The following is a 17,003-nucleotide window of genomic DNA, read 5'->3' as shown; positions in this document are numbered from 1 at the left end:
CGCCGGATGCGCCATCCCGCCCGCTCTCCGCGCGACACCCGTTGTGGGGTCATCGCAGCGTCAGCGATACGCGTACTCTCGTAAATAGTGAGTAGAACTCATTATGTGGAGAATGATCTTCGGGGCCGAGCGGGAGGGATGCGGATGGACTCGACGGGCAACTCGAGCGAGGCCCTGGTCGTCGTCACCGACCGCATGCTGAACGCGGAGGAGGCCGGGGACTACGTCGCCGCCGTCTACTGGGCAGCCGTGCGCGCGCGGGTCATCATCCGGATCGCCAACGAGGTCAGCCGGCCGGGTGGCGATTAGGCGGACCGTTCCAGAATCCCAGCGGATTGTGGTTGTTGTAGAGCACGAGCCCGTCCGCCTTCTCGAGCGAATCGCACACGGCCATCAAGGTCCTCTTCGCCGGGTCGAGATCCCACTTGACGAGCAGGTACTGGTCAACGCCCCTGCGATCGGTGAACCGTTTGACGACCGCCTTGGGCAGCACGTCGTCGTTCCGCATCACCAGCCAGGTGTCGCGGTCGTAACGGATGGGCTTCGGGCGGTCCACGACACCATTAGAACATACGTTCGAATGTCGCGCGCTCCAAGCTTCCCGTTGACGGGTGGCAAATCGGGGTAAACACGCCGGCAGGGGCTGGATTTGCCACCCCTCAACGGAAACGCTTCGGTCGGCGTGCTGGCGCTCGCGTCGGCGGGGGCGTAGAACAGGCACCAGAACACACGGACCCGAGAGAGAACCAGCCGATGGAGGACCGATGACCGACCGATTCGATGACGATGACGATGCCCTCGACGTGGATGAGCTGGTGGCGGGCGGTCGAACGCCGTACGACGCCGACGGCTTCGTGGAGCCGTCCCACATCGTGACGAGCGACGACGAAGACGCCGAAGACGAGACGGACGAGGAGAGGGAAGAACCCGGCACCGAGTGGCCCTGACGCTCGCCTAGCTGTTCACGCAGCCGGATGCCCCGCCCGGTCCGGGCTCAGAAGCCTTCCGGGTCCCGCGGGGTGTACGGCGCTTCGAGTTGCGCGAGCTCGTCCTCGGTCAGCGTCACGTCGACCGATGCCACCGCATCCTCGAGGTGCCGCATCTTCGTGGCGCCGACGATCGGAGCCGTGACCGCGCTCTGCTGCCGCACCCACGCCAGCGCCACCTGCGCCCGCGAGATCCCGCGCGCCGCCGCGACGGCGGCCACCGCCTCGACGATCCGCCGGTTGGACTCCTCCGTGCTGCGGTACAGCGTCTGCCCGAACCGGTCCGTCTCCGAGCGGTCGGTCGTCGTTCCCCAGTCGCGCGTCAGCAGTCCGCGCGCGAGCGGCGACCACGGCAGCACACCGACGCGCTGGTCCTCGCAGAGCGGATGCATCTCCCGCTCCTCCTCGCGCTGCACCAGGTTGTACTGGTCCTGCATCGAGACGAACGGCGTCCATCCGTTGGCCCGCGCGACGTGCTGCGCCTTCGAGAACTGCCACGCCCACATCGACGACGCTCCGATGTAGCGCGCCTTGCCGGCACGCACGACGTCGTGCAGCGCCTCCATCGTCTCCTCGATCGGCGTCTCCGGATCCCACCGGTGGATCTGGTAGAGGTCGACGTAGTCGGTTCCGAGGCGGCGGAGGCTCGCATCGATCGCCGACAGGATGTGCGCTCGCGACAGTCCCGCGCTGTTCGGCCCCGGCCCCATCCGCCCGTGCACCTTGGTCGCGATCACGACGTCGTCGCGCGACGCGTGGGCGCCGAGGGCCGCGCCGACGATCTCTTCGCTCGTGCCGTCGGAGTACACGTCGGCGGTGTCGAACGTCGTGATTCCGGCTTCGAGGGCCGCCCGGATGAACGGCTCGCTCTCCTCAGCCCCAATCGACCACGGATGCGCGCCCCGGTTCGGCTCGCCGAAGCTCATGCAACCGAGCACGACCTCCGAGATCTTCAGTCCTGTACCGCCGAGGTTCACGTAGCGCATCCTCCGACCCTATCCCCGCCGCCTTTCGTTGAGGGGTGGCAAATGCGCCTAAACACGCCGGGCGAGCCCGGACTTGCCACCCCTCAACGAGAGCGGGCCACCCCTCAACGAGAGCGGGCCACCCTCGACGAAGAGTCAGACGACGACGGAGGCGGCCTCGGTCGCCGACGTGCCCGTCATGATCGGCGTCAGATCGACCTCGCGGCCGTTGATGCGGAACGCGTAGCGGCCCGTCTGCTCGATCACGGCGGTCTCCTCCATGTAGTCGATCAGCTGCGCGCGCTCCTCCGTCGTGAGCCACTCGACCGGGTCGGACGTCGAGCGGAACTCGAGGATCGCCGCCGTGTCGCGCAGCACCTGCCGCTCCCCCTCGGAGAGCAGACTGCGTGCCGAACGGAAGTAGATCGCATCGGGGTCCACCTCGTAGAGCCGTTTCATCCACACACGGTTGATCGACGCCACCAGCGAGTTGCGTGCGCCGACACCCGACGGATCGTCGGCCCGCTCGGCGTTGTCCCAGAACGCGCCGACATCCGGGCCGACCCGGGTGCCGTCGAACACCCCCACCGACGGGAGCATCGGCACCCCGCACCCCAGCAGGTACATCGAGTCGCCGACGACCTCCCGAATGTGCCGGATGGCGTCCCGGTACGCCGTCTCCCGGTGCACGTTCTCCCGGCGGTTGCCGGTGATCGCCCCCGCGTACATGAAGTCGAGCTTGAGGTAACCGAACCCCCAGCCGACGACGCGCTCGAACACTTCGCGCAGGTGGTCCTTCACTTCGCTCTGCGTGGTGTCGAGGGAGTAGTAGTGCGAGTTCCAGTTGTAGCCGCTGACCAGCGGCCGCCCGTCGTCGTCCTGCACGAGCAGATCCGGGCGGGTGCGCGCGATGTCGGAGTCCGGCAGAGCGATCATCGGCGCAAGCCAGAGCCCGGGGCGGAAGCCGGCGTCGGCGATGCGCGACGCGGTCGTCGCCATCCCCGACGGGAACTTCGCACCGGCGATCCAGTCGCCGACGATGGGCTCCCAGCCGTCGTCGAGCTGGAAGACGTCGAACGGATAGCCGGCGAGGTCCGACACCGTGCGCGCCACGAGGTCTTCGTCGATGTCCTCGAAGAACGAGTACCAGCTGCTCCAGACGGTGCCGGCGCGCTGTGAGCGCCGTCCCAGGCGTTCCGACACGGCATCGGCGTAGTCGGCGAACACCGTGCGCTCGGGTCCGTAGGCGACGAACCAGTCGCAGACATCCTCCTCACCGCGAGCCCACAGCACGTTCGCATCCGCGCCGACCCGCGGGGTCCCCAGCCCGAGGGCGCCGACGAGCAGCACGTTCCCGTCCGGACCGGCGACCGCGCCGACCGCGCTGCCGGAGTGGGCGTGCGGCGTCTCGTTCACCGCGTCATCGGCCGTCAGGAGTCGCCGCGGACTGTTCTTGATCCCGATGGTCGCGCCGTCGGTGCGCGCCCACCCGCTGGGGCTCCACGAGTTCCACCCGTGGCGGTAGAACTCGGTGTCGCCGAAGGGGTGCAGGAGGGCGAGCGGACCGGCGGGGACGATGTAGCCCGAGGGGGTGCTCGTGGGGTGACCGGAGACGTTCGCGGGGATCCGGACGGTTCCGAAGTCGAAGGTGTGCAGCATGGACGATCTTTCTACGCGGGTCGCGGGGGCGGCTCAGCACCGCCCCCGCGATCGAACGAACGGACTACTTGAAGAGGGCGTTGACCTGGTCGTTGGCCTTGGTCAGCGCAGGCGCCGCCTTCGCCGATCCCAGCGCGACGCTCTGGATGGCGTCCTGAACGATCTGGCTCAGCTCGGTGCCGTGGTAGCTGATCGGCAGGATGAACGTGCCGTCCTTCGCCTGCTGCTCGTCGAGGAAGACCTTGGCGTTCAGGCCCTCCTTCTCACGCACGGCGGCCGACTTCTCCGAGGCCTCCTTGATGGCGGGGAAGACGACACCGGTGGCGGCCACGGTGTTCTGGCAGTCGGAGGAGGCGAGGTACGAGACCCACTTCCAGGCCTCCTCCTTGTGCTTCGAACCGGCGTAGATCGCGTCGGACAGGCCGTTGATCGCGGACTTGCGACCCTCGGGGCCGATCGGCAGCGGGGCGAAGCCGTACTGGTCGGTCTTGCCCTTGTACGCCGCGAGGTTGAACGAGCCGAGCGTGGTGAGCGCTCCGCCGCCATTCTCCAGGACCTCGGAGCGCGCGAGCGTCGACTGCGTGTCGAGCTTGGGCGCGTAGCCCTTGCCCGAGAGCCCGGCCAGCCACGCGACCGTGTCGGTCAGCTTGCTGTCGTCGTAGTTGAACTTCGTGCCGAACGGGTTCTTGTCCGCGTACGTCCAGCCGTTCGAGACGGCGAGGTTGCCCCAGCCGTTCTGGCCCTGCGATCCGTCCGCCCACTCCGGCAGGAAGCCGTACGTCTTGACGTTGTTCTTGTCGAAGGCGGGGTCGAGCCCGTTGTGGCCCTTCTTGTCGACCGTGAGCTTGGCGATCGTCTGCTCGAACGTTCCGCCGTCGGTCGGGTTCCACGTGAGGTTCGCGAGCGAGGCCTCATCGATGCCCGCCGCCTTGAGGTCGGCCTTGTTGTAGACCAGGCCCATCGTGTCCCAGTCCTTCGGCAGCCCGTAACGGGCGTCGCCCACCTTCCACAGCTCGGGCAGCCCCTCGACGTACTGGCTCAGGTCGATGTTGTCCTTCTTGACGTACGGCTCGATGTCGACGATCTGCTTGTCCTGCACGAACTGCGGGTAGTACGACACCTGGTCGACCCACACGTCGGGGGCGCTCCCCGCGGCGATCTGCGTCGTCAGGTTGGTCCAGTACTGACCCCACGCCGACTGGCTGATCTTGACGGTGATGTTCGGGTTCTCCTTCTCGAACTGGTCGACGCACTGCTGATAGGCCGGCACCTGGGTGTCGTCCCACATCCAGTACTGGAGGGTGACTTTGGCGTCAGAGCCCGACCCGGAGGACGAGCAGGCCGAAACACCGGCGAGGAGTGCGGCGGCGGCAGCAATGGCGGCGACGCGACGTACCTTGTTCATCTGTTTCTCTCTCTGTGTGATTGATGGTGCGTTGGGGGTTGGGTGGATCACTTGATGCCGGTGAAGTTGAGGGACTCCACGATGCGGCGGCCGAGGAAGATCAGGAGCACCAGCACCGGGATGACCGAGAGGGTCGAGCCCGCCATCAGTCCTGTCCAGTCGGGTTGCGTGTTCGGGGACTGCTGCAGGTACACGCCGAGGGCGACGGTCATCGTGCGCACGCTCTCGTCGCGGCCGATCAGCAGGGGCCACAGGTAGTCCTTCCACGCCCAGACCACCGTGATGAGGCCGATCGTGATGAGCGGCCCTTTGCTCATCGGGAGCGCGATCCGCCAGAACACGCGCGCCTTGCCGGCGCCGTCGAGCAGGGCCGCCTCTTCGACGTCGACCGGGATGTTGAGGAAGAACTGACGCAGGAAGAACAGGGCGAACGGCGTCATGAGCAGGCTCGGGGCGACCATCCCGAACACGTTGTTGAGCAGCCCGAGGTCGCGTACCAGCACGAAGTTCGGCAGCAGCGTGAAGATGCCGGGCACCATGAGGGCGGCGATCAGGATGGCGAACAGGATGTTGCGGCCGGGGAAACGCAGCCGCGCGAACGCGTATCCGCCCATCGCGCAGAACAGCGTCTGGAAGAAGCCGATCAGCGCGCAGTAGATGATCGAGTTCCACAGGTAGAGCAGGAAGTTGATCGATGCACCGGATCCGCCGGCGGCCTGATCCTGCGCCGGGGTGAGGAAGCCGAGCACGCGTGCGAAGTTGATGATCGTCGGGCTGCCGGGGAACAGCGAGCCCGAGTCCCTGATGACGTCGGCGGCCGGCGTCAGAGCGGTCTTGAGCATCCAGTAGAAGGGGAAGATCGTCAGCACCAGCGAGACGATCAGCACGATCCATCCGAGGGTGCGTCCGAGGGAGAAGGGGCGGCGCACGCGCCCGGCCGTCTTCTTCGATGACGTGGATGACGTGGATGTCGTCGCGGTCTTCGCGATCGCGCCGGCGGCCGCCGGGGCGGTGACGAGGGGAACGGAGGGCTTTGTCGTTGTCATGAGCGGGTCCTAGGCGAGCTGGGATTCGGAGGCACGGAGCAGGCGCAGCTGCACCGCGGTGAGGATGCCGAGGACGAGGACGAGGACGATGGCCATCGTCGCGGCGTAGCCCATATGGAAGTAGTTGAACGCCTGTTGATAGATGTAGTAGTAGATGACCCTCGTCGCGTTCACCGGGCCGCCCTTCGTCGTCACCGCGACCGTGTCGAAGATCTGGAACGATCCGATCAGCGAGACCACCAGCACGAGCGCCAGGATGGGCCGCAGCAGCGGCAGGGTGATGCGGGTGAAGAGCCGCCACTCCCCTGCGCCGTCGAGCGACGCGCTCTCGTACAGGTCGCTCGGGATCTGCAGCATGCCCGCGTAGAACAGCAGGGCCGTGTAGCCGGTGAACGCCCACGTGTTCACGATCGAGATCGTCGGGATGCTCAACGCCGGGTTGGTGAAGAAGCCGACAGCCGGCAGCCCCATCGACGTGATCACGTGATTGACGAAGCCGAGGTTGGTGTCGAGCAGCCACAGCCAGATCAGGCCGACCGTCACGTTCGGCACCAGCCACGGCAGCAGCAGCGTCGTCCGCAGCACCACCGAGCGGGTCAGGCGGTGCATGAGCGCTGCGAGCAGCAGGGCGAGCACGGTCTGCGTCGTGACGTTGAACACGACATAGTAGAGCGTGACGCCCATCGAGTTCCAGAACTCGCCGTCTTGGAGCACCGCCGCGTAGTTCGCGATGCCCACGAATTTCGGGTCGCCGAGCAGCGAGTAGTCGGTGAACGACCACCACACCCCGCGCACCGTGGGGTAGAGATAGAAGACGACGAAGCCGACGAGCACCGGCGCGATGAACAGCCAGGCGACCTTGCGGTCGTCGCGCCGACGGCGTCGCGGAAGGCCGGGCGCAACGCTGCGAGCCGGCGCTCTGGACAGAAGGGCTGACATAGGACCTCCAGCGCCACGAGTGAAGGAACCGTCGTTGGCGCACGTTCGTTGAATGCTGGAAGACACCGGGGTTTGAGCTCCACAGCGGGCTTCGCTCGCGGTAAAGTTCTGGTGATCGCGTTAATTATGCAAGTTGCCGTTATAAAGCGCAAGCAGGAAAGGGAACATGTCACGAGAGGCTGTAGTTCAGTCGGCCTTCGGGCCCACCGGGAGTCGATCCCTCCTGCGCCGGATGAATTCGCTCGGCATCCTGCGTGAGGTCATGGCCCGCCCCGCGACGATGCGCGACCTCGCCCGCAGCTCGGGCCTCTCCCGCACCGCCGTGGATGCCGTGGTCAACGATCTCGTCGAGATGGGCTGGCTCGAGGCGTTCGAGGGAGCGGCTGAAGGACGCCTGGGCCGTCCGGCCGCGTCATACCGCGTCGCGGCTGCGCTGGGGCATTTCCTCTCGATCGACGTCGGCGCCAACCACATCTACGCCGTCGTCACCGATCTCACGAGCGAGGTGCGCGGGCACCTGACCGCGTCGATCGATGAAGACGCCGACGCCTCCGTGCGCGTGTCGACGGCCCTGGAGGTGAGCGACCGGCTGCTCGACTCGCTCGGCCTCGATCGCGGCTCCCTGTGGGCGGTCGCCGTCGGCTCCCCCGGCGCGATCAGCAGCGACGGCGTCGTCTCGCACTTCGGTGGAACGGGCATGCCCGGCTGGGTGGGGCTCGACCTGCGCGAGCGGTTCGGCCGGGAGTTCGACGCCGTGGTGCTCGTCGAAGGCGATGTCGCCCTGGGCGCGCACGCGGAACTCACGATCGGCGCCGCGCAGCACTTCTCCGACGTCGTGTACGTCCTCTGCGGCATCCGGACCAGTGGGGCCGCGATCGTGGACGGCAAGGTGCACCGTGGGGTGCACGGCGCGGCCGGCATCGTCGGCGAGATGCCCGAGCTGCGCTGGGCCGAACTCAATGAGCTCTACGGCAGCTCGGTGCTGACCTCGCCGCGCCCGTCCCGCGAGGAGATCTTCGAGTCCGCCCGCGCCGGAGACCCGGCCGCCCTGGCCGCGGTCGACGAGTTCGCCGACGACCTCGCCACCGGGGCGGCGGCCATGGTGCTGACGCTGGACCCCGACCTGGTCGTGATCGGTGGCGGCAGCTCGCCCGCGGCCGACGTGTTCCTCCCGCGCTTCGAGCGGACGCTGCGCGAGATCGTCCCGCTCCCCCCGAGCGTCACGGCATCGACGCTCGGCTCCGAGGCTGTCGCGATGGGCGGCATCAGCCTCGCCGCCGGACACCTCGACGCCCTGCTCGAGAGCGCCGTGCGCGAGCGCGAGGCGTTCCCCGACCCGGCCGCGACGCAGACGCTCCTCCGCTCCCCCTAACTCCGTCGAGGGGTGGCAAATGTTCCGTTGAGGGGTGGCAAATGCGCCTAAACACGCCGGGCGAGCCCGGATTCGCCACCCCTCAATGAAAGCGGGCCACCCCTCGACGAGAAGAGGGTCGCCCTTCTCCGAAACGGAACGGTCACACAACGCCCCTAGGATTTTGATATGTCTGATCCAGGGCGCCCGCGCGCCGCGGTGATCTTCAATCCTGTCAAGACGAACGAGCGCGCCCTCCGCGCTGCGGTCGCGCAGGAGGAGACGGCCGCCGGCTGGGCGCCGACCCTGTGGTTCAAGACGTCGATCGAGGACCCCGGCACGGATGTCGCCCGCGAGGCCCTCGAGGCCGGCGCGTCCGTCGTCATCGTGGCGGGCGGCGACGGAACCGTGCGGGCGGTCGCCGAGACCATGCGCGGGAGCGGAGTGCCGCTGGCGCTCGCACCCGCCGGAACCGGCAACCTCCTGGCGCGCAACCTGCGGCTGACGCTCAACAACCTCCCGCACGCCGTTCACACGGCCTTCACCGGCGACGACCGGATGATCGACATCGCTCTCGCCGAACTCCGGCGTGAGGACGGCGCAGTCTCAAAGGCCGCGTTCCTCGTGATGGCCGGCATCGGCCTGGACGCCCGGATGGCGACGGCGACGAGCCCCGAACTCAAGCGACGCGTCGGATGGCTCGCCTACGCCGACCCCATCGCGCGCTCCGTCCTCACCAACACCCGCTTCCCGATGGACTACCGCCTCGGCGACAGCCGGCGCCGCTCCGCCCAGGTGCACACCGTCATCGTCGGCAACTGCGGCACCCTTACCGCGAACGTCCTGCTCCTCCCGGACGCCGTGGTCGATGACGGACTGCTCGACGTGATCGTGATGCGACCGCGGCGCCTCGCCGGCTGGGCGCGCATCGGCTCCCGTCTCGCCTTCAACCGCTTCCTCCACCGCACCAAGACGGGACGGATCATCCTGGCCGGCGCACCGAAACACGAAGCACTGCAGTACGCGCAGTCGGAGACGATGACTGCTCGGTTCGAGTCTCCGCAGGAGGTCGAACTCGACGGCGACAGCTTCGGTCCCGTCACGGCGCTGCGGCTCACGGTCGACCATCTCGGGCTCACGATCAAGGTCCCAGCCACCTGACGGAGATCGCGGGGGCGCCCCCTCGTCGACGCGGCTTATGCCAACTCGCCGTGTACTCGTGCGATGCGGGCCGAATGCACGCCAGACAGGCGTAACGTTGCGAAAATGCAAGGTAGCTGGTTTCGCCGCCCGTGGCGCAGCAGGGTCACATGACCCGGTCGGTTTCGACCCGGCCGGATAGCGCCGGTTCGGGACACAGGAATCAGCCGGGTATCCCTCCGGTCACCGGGCACGCTCGAGGGCCGCTCGTGGCGGTCGCGATCGCTGCGCTCGGGGTGGTCTTCGGCGACATCGGAACGAGTCCGCTGTACGCGTTGAAGACGGTCTTCCTCCTCGACGGCGGCGCTGTGCGCGCGAACGAGAGCGACGTGTTCGGCGTCATCTCGCTGATGTTCTGGAGCATCACGATCATCGTGTCGATCAAGTACCTGGGCATCCTGATGCGCGCCGACAACGACGGCGAGGGCGGCGTGATGGCATTGGCCGCGCTCGCGCAGCGGCTGTACTCCAAACGCGCGGGCAAGGCCGGGATCCTCCTCGTCATCGGCATCGTGGGGGTCTCCCTGTTCTACGGCGACTCGATCATCACGCCGGCGATCAGTGTCCTCTCGGCCGTCGAAGGTCTGCAGGTCACCGTGCCCTCTATCGCGCACCTGATCATCCCGATCTCCGCCGTGATCCTGATCGGGCTGTTCGTCGTTCAGCGCTTCGGAACGGGCAAGGTGGGCGGTCTCTTCGGCCCGGTCATGGTGCTGTGGTTCGTGGTGCTGGCCGCCGCGGGCCTCGCCATGGTGATCCAGTATCCGTCGGTCCTGCTCGGACTGTCCCCCACCTACGCGGTCGTCTTCATCTTCTCGCATCCGTCGATCTCGTTCATCGCGCTCGGCGCGGTGGTGCTCGTCATCACGGGAGCGGAAGCTCTCTACGCCGACATGGGGCACTTCGGGCGCTCGCCGATCCGCCGGGCGTGGTTCTTCCTCGTCTTCCCCGCGCTCACGATCAACTACCTCGGCCAGGCTGCGCTGGTGCTGCATCATCCCGCCGCCAAGGCCAATCCGTTCTTCCTGCTGATCCCGGAGTGGGGTCGACTCCCCGTGGTCATCCTGGCGACGGTCGCCACGGTGATCGCCAGCCAGGCTGTCATCTCCGGAGCCTTCTCGCTGTCCCGGCAGGCCGTGCAGCTCGGCGTGCTGCCTCCGCTCACCATCCGGCAGACGTCGAAGCGCGAGGGCGGTCAGATCTACATGCCCGCCATCAACGCGCTGCTGTTCATCGGCGTCATGACCGTGATGCTCGCGTTCGGCTCCTCCGAACGGTTGTCGACGGCCTACGGCATCTCCGTCACCGGCGCCCTCGTGGTGGACACGCTGCTGCTCGTGCTGGTCGCCCGCCCGCTCTGGAGCTGGGGACCATGGAAGATCGGGGCCGCCGCCGTCGTGTTCGGCGGCCTCGAGCTGGCATTCCTCGCCGGCAACCTCTCGAAGATCGTGAACGGCGGCTGGGTGCCACTGCTCATCGCCGCGGCGGTCATCACCATCATGACCACGTGGCGCCGGGGCCGGCAGCTCGTTCAGAACGATCGGAAGAAGAAGGAGGGCTCGCTCGCCCAGTTCATCGAGGACGTGCGCGTGCAGAACCTGCCACGGGTGCCCGGGGTCGCCATCTTCCCGCATCCGAACAAGGACAGCACCCCGCTCGCTCTGCGCGCGAATGTGAAGCACAATCACGTCCTGCACGAGCACGTCATCATCGTCTCGGTGTCCACGGCACCGGTGCCCCATGTGCCGCCGTCGGAGGCGTTCACCTACGACGATCTCGGCTACGCCGACGACGGCATCGAGCACCTGGCGATCCGTTTCGGCTTCTCGGACAAGCCGGACATCCCGCGGGCGCTCCGCGCCGCCTGCCATGCCGGAGCCCTCCCCCTCCACGCCGGCGACTTCAAGAACGCCTCGTACTTCATCTCCCGCGGAGCGATCCGCACGACGAAGAACAAGGGCATGGTCCGGTGGCGGCGTTCGTTGTTCGTCGCTCTCGCCCACAATGCGGCCGACCCCGCCGCCCGTTTTGGGCTGCCGGCGCTCCGCACCGTCACGATGGGCAGCGACGTCGAGATCTGACGCAGCCACTGCTCAGAATGTCGTTCGTCGTAGTCTGACCTGTGAGACGCGCGGCCGCGAAGGAGGCACGGAGTGATCCAACGACGAAAAGAGTCGACATCGCCCCGGCGCATGGAACTCCTGCGTCGCCGAGCACCGGCGGTCGCGACGGCCATCGAAATCGAAACTCCGCGGCTGACCAGGTACGTCACAGGAGGGCTGCCCGCAGCGGCCCCGAGCGATGCGACCGTCGCCGATGGGCTCCGCTTCGCCGATGGGGCGCCGGACAGGATGACGATGTTCCTCTACCCCGCGCCGACGGCGGACTCGATCAGCGAGCTGGCCAACGCCTGGAACCTGCATCCCCTGCTCGTCGAAGATCTGCTCCACGCGCATCAGCGGCCGAAGCTCGACCGCTACGGTGACGTCCTCTTCCTCGTCGTGCGCTCCGCGCGGTACATCGACGAATCGGAGGAGGTCGACTTCTCCGAGTTCCACATACTCGTGCGCCCGAACGCGGTGGCCGTGCTGTGCCAGGACAAGCGCTGGATCGACGGCACCGACGGCACCAGTTTCGACGAAGAGGAGATCATGCGCTCCGATCGCCCCGAGCGCACGCTTCTCGCCGACGAAAGTCTGCTGAGGCTCGGTCCGGAGGCGGTCGTCTACCGACTGCTCGATGCGATCGTCGACGGCTACACGCCCGTGCTCCATGGCGTGGCCATCGACAAGGAGCAGATCGAACGCCAGGTGTTCAGCGGCGATGCGGCGGCGGCCGAGCGGATCTACCGGCTCAGCCAGGAAGTGATCGACCTGCAGCAGGCAACGGCGCCGCTCGCCGAGGTGCTGCACGCCTTGAGCGCCGGCTTCGGCAAGTACGACATCCCGGATGCACTGCAGGCTTATCTTCGTGACGTCTCCGACCACCTCACGCGGGTCAACACGCGGGTGACCGAGTACCGCGAAGCGCTGTCGCAGATCCTCAGCGTGAACTCGACCCTCGTCGGTCAGCGTCAGAACGAGGACATGAAGAAGATCTCCGGATGGGCGGCCATCCTGTTCGCGCCCACCCTGATCGCTGCGGTCTACGGCATGAACTTCGATCGGATGCCCGAGCTGCACTGGACGCTCGGCTATCCGTTCGCTCTGGTACTGATGCTCGCGTTCGCCGCGCTGCTGTACTGGATCTTCAAACGCAGCAAGTGGATGTAGGAGGGTGCCGCGGTCAGCGCGGAGCCAGAACCTCTTGGATGGCCGGCGCGACGATCGCGATCAGTTGCTCGGTGTCCGCCGCGACCAGCATCGGTACGCCGATGATGCGCCGGCCGGTCACCAGCCCGACCAGCATCGATGACGCCAGTCCGGCTCGAAGGGCCGCTTCGGCACTGTCGTCGACACGGTCTTTGACGCCCTCCAGCAGCCTCGACTGGATGAATTCCCGCAGCTGGGCGCTCGCCTGCTCATTGACGATCGCCCCGCGCAGCATCGCCATCAGCGGTTCCGACTCCTCGGGCGTGCCTTCCCACGCCTGGAGATAGGCGCGCACCACCCGTTCACCGAGGTGCTCATCCGGCCCCTCGAACGCCGTATCGAACCGGACGAGCGCCGACGGCGGAACGGCCATCACGGCGGCGAAGAGCTCGTCCTTGGAGCGGAAGAACTGCATCACCTGCGACGCGTCGACTCCGGCGTCGGCCGCGACGAGCCGAATCGTCGTCGCGGCGAATCCGTCACGGGCGAACCTCGCCCTGGCCGCGTCGAGCACCGTCTGTCGCGTATTGCCGGGGCCGGGCCGTCGACCCCGACGTGCCGTGTTCGCTGATCCCTTGTCGACGCTCATCCCCCGAATCTACCGGGTGCTGAGAACTATCTCAACGCCTGTTGAGTTTTAGGATCCGCGGACGTACGCTCACTCAGGAAGCCCGTTCACAGGGCTATGAGATCCGAGGAGATCGTCATGAGCGATGACCAGAAGCTGTTTGTTCCCTCCCAGCCCCTGCCCGCCGGGCGGACGGGTGTGCTGACCCCGTTCGAGCCGGGCACGCGGACTCTGACCGCCGGCACCAGGATCGCCCCCGCCTTCCGCGCGCTGCCGGTGGATATCGTGCTCGAGAAGGATGTCGCGGTCACCCTGCGCGACGGTGTCACTATCCATGTCGACCTGTTCCGCCCCACCGGAACGGACCCGGTCCCGGTGATCGTGGCGTGGAGCCCGTACGGCAAGGCGCAGGGCACGTCGCCCAGCGTGATGGGCATCTTCGGCATGGTCGGGCTGGACAACTCGCTCGTCTCGGGCCTGGAGAAGTTCGAGGGACCCGACCCGGCGTACTGGTGCGCACAGGGCTACGCGATCTGCAATCCGGACATCCGCGGCGTCGTCGACTCCGGCGGCGACAGCGTCATCTGGGACCGTCAGGAGGGTCGCGACTGCTACGACCTCATCGAGTGGCTCGCCGAGCAGGAGTGGTGCTCCGGCAAGGTCGCGATGAGCGGTACCTCGTACCTCGCGGCCTCGCAGTGGTTCACCGCAGCCGAGCAGCCGCCGCACTTGGCGGCGATCAACCCGTGGGAGGGCATCAGCGACACGTACCGCGACCTGGTGATGCGCGGTGGCATGCCCGACACCGGATTCGCTCGGCAGCTCCAGGAGGGGAGCTTCTTCGGTGAGAACCAGAAGGAGGACATCATCGCGGAGGCGGAGCGCCACCCTCTCATGGACGGTCTGTGGGAGAACAAGATCCCGCAGTTCGAGCGGATCACGGTACCGGCCTACGTCGTGGCCAGTTACTCGAACACCCTGCACACCGCCGGAACCTTCCGCGCGTGGCGCCGGATGGCGTCGGAGGACAAATGGCTGCGTATTCACAACAGCCAGGAATGGCCGGACTACTACGACGAGGGCAACCGCGAGGATCTGCGTCGCTTCTTCGACCACTTCTTGCTCGGCGACGACAACGGATGGGAGAAGACGCCTCGCGTCCGCTACTCCGTGCTCGACCTCGCGGGCGCCGACCGCGTCGCTGTACCGGCCGATCAGTTCCCTCCGGCCGACGTGATCTCGACGAGGTACTACCTCGACGCCCGCACACGCACGCTCAATGCCACTGCCCCGACGGACGAGGCGACCGTCGCCTACGCCGTGGGAGGGAACCCGGACGCCGTATCGTTTCTGACGCGGTTCGCTGAGGAGACCACGCTGGTCGGCTATCCGAAAGCGCACCTCTGGGTCGAAGCGCAGGGTTCAGACGACATGGACCTGTTCGTGCTCGTCCAGAAGCTCGACGCGAACGGCACTCCCCTGCAGGCGTTCACTACGCCGAACCAGAGCGCGTTGGCCCACGACATCACTGAGCGGGGCGCGTCGATCCTGCGCTACAAGGGATCGGATGGCCGCCTGCGCGTGTCCCTGCGTCACCTCGACGAGACGCTGTCGACTGACGAGGTACCCGCCCACACCTTCGACCGGGTCGAGAAGCTCTCCCCCGGCGAGGTCGTCGACATCGAGATCGACCTGCTCCCGATCGGCCTGGCGTTCCACCCGGGCGAACAGCTCCGCTTCATCATCAGCGGCCGGCACCTGCTGGGCACGATGATGCCGGGAACGCGCGAGTACACGCCGGCGAACAGCGGACGGCACGTCATCCACACGGGCGGTGAGCACGCCTCCTACCTGCAGCTCCCCGTGCAGTCGGCGTAAGGGTCGCTGCTTACGCGCGCCGTCGGTCAGGCGGTGTCCGGCCGGCCGCGACGACTCAGCATCGTGAGCGCCTCCGGGAAGGTGCGGAAGCGGGTGCGCCGACCCGGCGCCCCGACTTCTGTCACCTCGAAGCCCGCCTCCGTCTGTCGGATCACGCCGATCAGCGACGCGCCGCCGGCGTCGCGGCCGCCGCCGTCACGGTCGCCGACCCCGCTCACGCCCCACTCGGTCTGCGAGAGCTCGACCACCACCACGCCGAGGTCGGTGTAGACGAAGGTCTCGTGCCGGGTCACGGCGCCGGTTCTCCCGCGTCAGCGCGGCGCGCGGCGGCGCGGACGCAGCCGTGGGGGCAGGACGGGGCCGACGGCCTGAGGCGAGCGATCACGTCGGGTCGCCAGCCATTCCAGCGCCTCGGTGAAGTCGCGGAAACGCGTGCGTTTCCCTGGTGCGCCGATGACGGTGATCTCGAAGCCCTGGCCGCGCTGCTCGATGAAGCCGAGAAGCGAGAGACCGTCCTGCTGATCGGCATGGCGCATGTCGCTGACCCGCCATTCGGACGGCGACAACTGGATCACCTCGACTCCGAGAGCCGGGTGGATCACCGCCATGTGCCTTTCCATACCGCCCATTGAACTCGTCGTCGCGGGTGGCGTGCAGGGGTTGACATCCGAGGGGCTCGCATCTGGCGCACAGATGTGCAGACTCGCCGTCGCCAGGAGCCGGACTCGGTCTCGTTAACGCGTGCCCGATAGTGTTGCGTGACTGTCCCGGAGCGGGACCACGAAACAAGGGGTGCAGGCAGTGGAATCGTCGGTTCAGCAGGAGCAGCAGTCGAAGTGGCGCCAGTTCTGGGACCGCGGCGGCTGGTGGAAGGCCCTGCTGGTCGCAGCGGTCTACTACGGCCTCTATCAGCTCGCCGGCTTCCTCATCGGGCTGGCCTTCGGCGACGCGATCGACAAGCATGACGTCCTCGCCAACGGGCTGAGCGTCTTCATCGCGATCGCCGCGTCGATCCTGGTGGGGAGCATCCTGCTCGTGCTCTTCGCTCTCTCGATCGGCTGGCTGAAGGAGCTCTTCGCCCGGCAGCCGATCCGCGGATCGTGGTGGATGTGGATCGGCGTCGCCATCGTCGTGGTGTTCAACATCCTGCGGTTCGCCAGTGTCGACTACGCGGGCTGGGACGCGGGCGCCGTCGTCGCCGTGCTGTTCACGGGCCTGTGCGTCGGGTTCGCCGAGGAGGTCCTCACCCGCGGTTTCGCCGTCAACCTGCTCCGGCGCGGCGGCTACGGCGAGCGTTCCGTGATGCTCCTCTCGTCGCTCATCTTCGCGGCGATGCACTCCGGAAACGTTCTCTCCGGCCAGAACCCGATCGCGGTCGCGTTCACGGTCGTCTACACCTTCGCGTTCGGCATCGTCATGTACGTGACGCTGCGGGTGACGGGCAACCTGATCTGGCCGATCCTGCTCCACGCCTCCACCGACCCCAGCCTCATCCTGCTGACCGGCGGTGTGGATGCGAGCAGCGGGACACTGCATCCCGGACCGCTCGCCGGCATCGCCGGACTGGCGAACTACGCGGTGATGATCTTCGCGATCATCCCGATCATCTTCGTGCGCGGTCGCGTCGACCGTGCCGATGCCTACGGCCTCGTCGAACCTGCCGCTAAGCTCGCCTGACCCGGCCGATCCATCGAG

Annotated in this window: 17 protein-coding genes; 8 read left to right on the top strand and 9 right to left on the bottom strand. The window is 67.3% G+C overall.

Annotated elements, in window-relative coordinates; all coding sequences use genetic code 11:
- The first annotated feature begins 144 nt into the window (after positions 1-144).
- Positions 145-309, top strand: a complete 165-nt coding sequence (locus tag PKE84_RS13380; RefSeq protein ID WP_271177754.1) for a hypothetical protein — start codon at positions 145-147, stop codon at positions 307-309.
- Here the strand turns inward: PKE84_RS13380 and PKE84_RS13375 are convergent.
- A complete protein-coding gene (locus tag PKE84_RS13375) occupies positions 287-556 on the bottom strand; it encodes a hypothetical protein (protein WP_271177753.1) in 270 nt (89 codons plus the stop codon). The two genes, PKE84_RS13380 and PKE84_RS13375, sit on opposite strands and share 23 nt — an antisense overlap.
- Before the next feature lie 208 nt (positions 557-764).
- Here PKE84_RS13375 and PKE84_RS13370 point away from each other — a divergent pair, with 208 nt between their 5' ends.
- On the top strand, positions 765-947 hold the full coding sequence (locus PKE84_RS13370) for a hypothetical protein (protein WP_271177752.1): 183 nt from the start codon (positions 765-767) through the stop codon (positions 945-947).
- Between the two features lie 47 nt (positions 948-994).
- On the opposite strand, the gene PKE84_RS13365 is transcribed toward PKE84_RS13370, so the two are convergent.
- The 5 genes from PKE84_RS13365 to PKE84_RS13345 form a co-directional block, all read right to left on the bottom strand.
- Positions 995-1,972 carry an aldo/keto reductase gene (locus PKE84_RS13365; RefSeq protein ID WP_271177751.1) on the bottom strand — a complete coding sequence of 326 codons (978 nt, stop codon included), beginning with the start codon at positions 1,970-1,972 and terminating at the stop codon, positions 995-997.
- 135 nt (positions 1,973-2,107) lie between these two features.
- Entirely contained in the window at positions 2,108-3,610 is a 1,503-nt protein-coding gene (locus PKE84_RS13360; protein WP_271177750.1) for a glycoside hydrolase family 36 protein, read from the bottom strand.
- Positions 3,611-3,674: 64 nt separating this feature from the next.
- Positions 3,675-5,015: an ABC transporter substrate-binding protein gene (locus PKE84_RS13355; RefSeq protein WP_271177749.1), complete on the bottom strand. Its 1,341-nt coding sequence runs from the start codon at positions 5,013-5,015 to the stop codon at positions 3,675-3,677.
- Between the two features lie 47 nt (positions 5,016-5,062).
- Positions 5,063-6,061 carry a carbohydrate ABC transporter permease gene (locus tag PKE84_RS13350; RefSeq protein ID WP_271177748.1) on the bottom strand — a complete coding sequence of 333 codons (999 nt, stop codon included), beginning with the start codon at positions 6,059-6,061 and terminating at the stop codon, positions 5,063-5,065.
- A gap of 9 nt (positions 6,062-6,070) precedes the next feature.
- Positions 6,071-7,000 (bottom strand): carbohydrate ABC transporter permease, encoded by a 930-nt coding sequence (locus PKE84_RS13345; RefSeq protein ID WP_271177747.1) that lies wholly within the window; start codon positions 6,998-7,000, stop codon positions 6,071-6,073.
- Positions 7,001-7,232: 232 nt separating this feature from the next.
- Here PKE84_RS13345 and PKE84_RS13340 point away from each other — a divergent pair, with 232 nt between their 5' ends.
- The 4 genes from PKE84_RS13340 to PKE84_RS13325 all read left to right on the top strand — a co-directional run bounded on the left by PKE84_RS13340 (position 7,233) and on the right by PKE84_RS13325 (position 12,823).
- A complete protein-coding gene (locus PKE84_RS13340) occupies positions 7,233-8,372 on the top strand; it encodes an ROK family transcriptional regulator (RefSeq protein ID WP_271177746.1) in 1,140 nt (379 codons plus the stop codon).
- A 168-nt stretch (positions 8,373-8,540) separates the two neighbouring features.
- On the top strand, positions 8,541-9,512 hold the full coding sequence (locus PKE84_RS13335) for a diacylglycerol/lipid kinase family protein (protein WP_271177745.1): 972 nt from the start codon (positions 8,541-8,543) through the stop codon (positions 9,510-9,512).
- Between the two features lie 248 nt (positions 9,513-9,760).
- A complete protein-coding gene (locus tag PKE84_RS13330; RefSeq protein ID WP_271177744.1) occupies positions 9,761-11,632 on the top strand; it encodes a potassium transporter Kup in 1,872 nt (623 codons plus the stop codon).
- A gap of 72 nt (positions 11,633-11,704) precedes the next feature.
- The gene (locus PKE84_RS13325) at positions 11,705-12,823 is read left to right on the top strand and encodes a magnesium and cobalt transport protein CorA (protein WP_271177743.1); all 1,119 of its coding nucleotides are present in this window, start codon (positions 11,705-11,707) and stop codon (positions 12,821-12,823) included.
- A 13-nt stretch (positions 12,824-12,836) separates the two neighbouring features.
- On the opposite strand, the gene PKE84_RS13320 is transcribed toward PKE84_RS13325, so the two are convergent.
- Entirely contained in the window at positions 12,837-13,451 is a 615-nt protein-coding gene (locus PKE84_RS13320; protein ID WP_271177742.1) for a TetR/AcrR family transcriptional regulator, read from the bottom strand.
- Positions 13,452-13,568: 117 nt separating this feature from the next.
- Between PKE84_RS13320 and PKE84_RS13315 the strand changes: the two genes are divergently transcribed.
- The gene (locus tag PKE84_RS13315; protein ID WP_271177741.1) at positions 13,569-15,308 is read left to right on the top strand and encodes a CocE/NonD family hydrolase; all 1,740 of its coding nucleotides are present in this window, start codon (positions 13,569-13,571) and stop codon (positions 15,306-15,308) included.
- 26 nt (positions 15,309-15,334) lie between these two features.
- Here PKE84_RS13315 and PKE84_RS13310 read toward each other — a convergent pair whose 3' ends face one another.
- Positions 15,335-15,601, bottom strand: coding sequence for a hypothetical protein (locus PKE84_RS13310; RefSeq protein WP_271177740.1), 267 nt, complete (start codon positions 15,599-15,601; stop codon positions 15,335-15,337).
- 18 nt (positions 15,602-15,619) lie between these two features.
- Positions 15,620-15,916: a hypothetical protein gene (locus tag PKE84_RS13305; protein ID WP_271177739.1), complete on the bottom strand. Its 297-nt coding sequence runs from the start codon at positions 15,914-15,916 to the stop codon at positions 15,620-15,622.
- A gap of 193 nt (positions 15,917-16,109) precedes the next feature.
- Between PKE84_RS13305 and PKE84_RS13300 the strand changes: the two genes are divergently transcribed.
- Positions 16,110-16,985: a CPBP family intramembrane glutamic endopeptidase gene (locus PKE84_RS13300; RefSeq protein WP_271177738.1), complete on the top strand. Its 876-nt coding sequence runs from the start codon at positions 16,110-16,112 to the stop codon at positions 16,983-16,985.
- Positions 16,986-17,003: the final 18 nt, after the last annotated feature.

It is taken from the genome of Leifsonia poae (assembly GCF_027921845.1).
Lineage (GTDB): Bacteria > Actinomycetota > Actinomycetes > Actinomycetales > Microbacteriaceae > Leifsonia > Leifsonia poae.
The sequence above is the reverse complement of the archived record's forward strand: the minus strand, read 5'-3'. Positions and strand labels throughout refer to the sequence as shown.

Excerpts from the sequence above, each read along its gene's own strand:
- PKE84_RS13380 (WP_271177754.1), top strand. The coding sequence starts at position 145 with ATGGACTCGACGGGCAACTCGAGCGAGGCCCTGGTCGTCGTCACCGAC.
- PKE84_RS13370 (WP_271177752.1), top strand. The coding sequence starts at position 765 with ATGACCGACCGATTCGATGACGATGACGATGCCCTCGACGTGGATGAG.
- PKE84_RS13365 (WP_271177751.1), bottom strand. The coding sequence starts at position 1,972 with ATGCGCTACGTGAACCTCGGCGGTACAGGACTGAAGATCTCGGAGGTC.
- PKE84_RS13360 (WP_271177750.1), bottom strand. The coding sequence starts at position 3,610 with ATGCTGCACACCTTCGACTTCGGAACCGTCCGGATCCCCGCGAACGTC.
- PKE84_RS13355 (WP_271177749.1), bottom strand. The coding sequence starts at position 5,015 with ATGAACAAGGTACGTCGCGTCGCCGCCATTGCTGCCGCCGCCGCACTC.
- PKE84_RS13350 (WP_271177748.1), bottom strand. The coding sequence starts at position 6,061 with ATGACAACGACAAAGCCCTCCGTTCCCCTCGTCACCGCCCCGGCGGCC.
- PKE84_RS13345 (WP_271177747.1), bottom strand. The coding sequence starts at position 7,000 with ATGTCAGCCCTTCTGTCCAGAGCGCCGGCTCGCAGCGTTGCGCCCGGC.
- PKE84_RS13340 (WP_271177746.1), top strand. The coding sequence starts at position 7,233 with ATGAATTCGCTCGGCATCCTGCGTGAGGTCATGGCCCGCCCCGCGACG.
- PKE84_RS13335 (WP_271177745.1), top strand. The coding sequence starts at position 8,541 with ATGTCTGATCCAGGGCGCCCGCGCGCCGCGGTGATCTTCAATCCTGTC.
- PKE84_RS13320 (WP_271177742.1), bottom strand. The coding sequence starts at position 13,451 with ATGAGCGTCGACAAGGGATCAGCGAACACGGCACGTCGGGGTCGACGG.
- PKE84_RS13315 (WP_271177741.1), top strand. The coding sequence starts at position 13,569 with ATGAGCGATGACCAGAAGCTGTTTGTTCCCTCCCAGCCCCTGCCCGCC.
- PKE84_RS13305 (WP_271177739.1), bottom strand. The coding sequence starts at position 15,916 with ATGGCGGTGATCCACCCGGCTCTCGGAGTCGAGGTGATCCAGTTGTCG.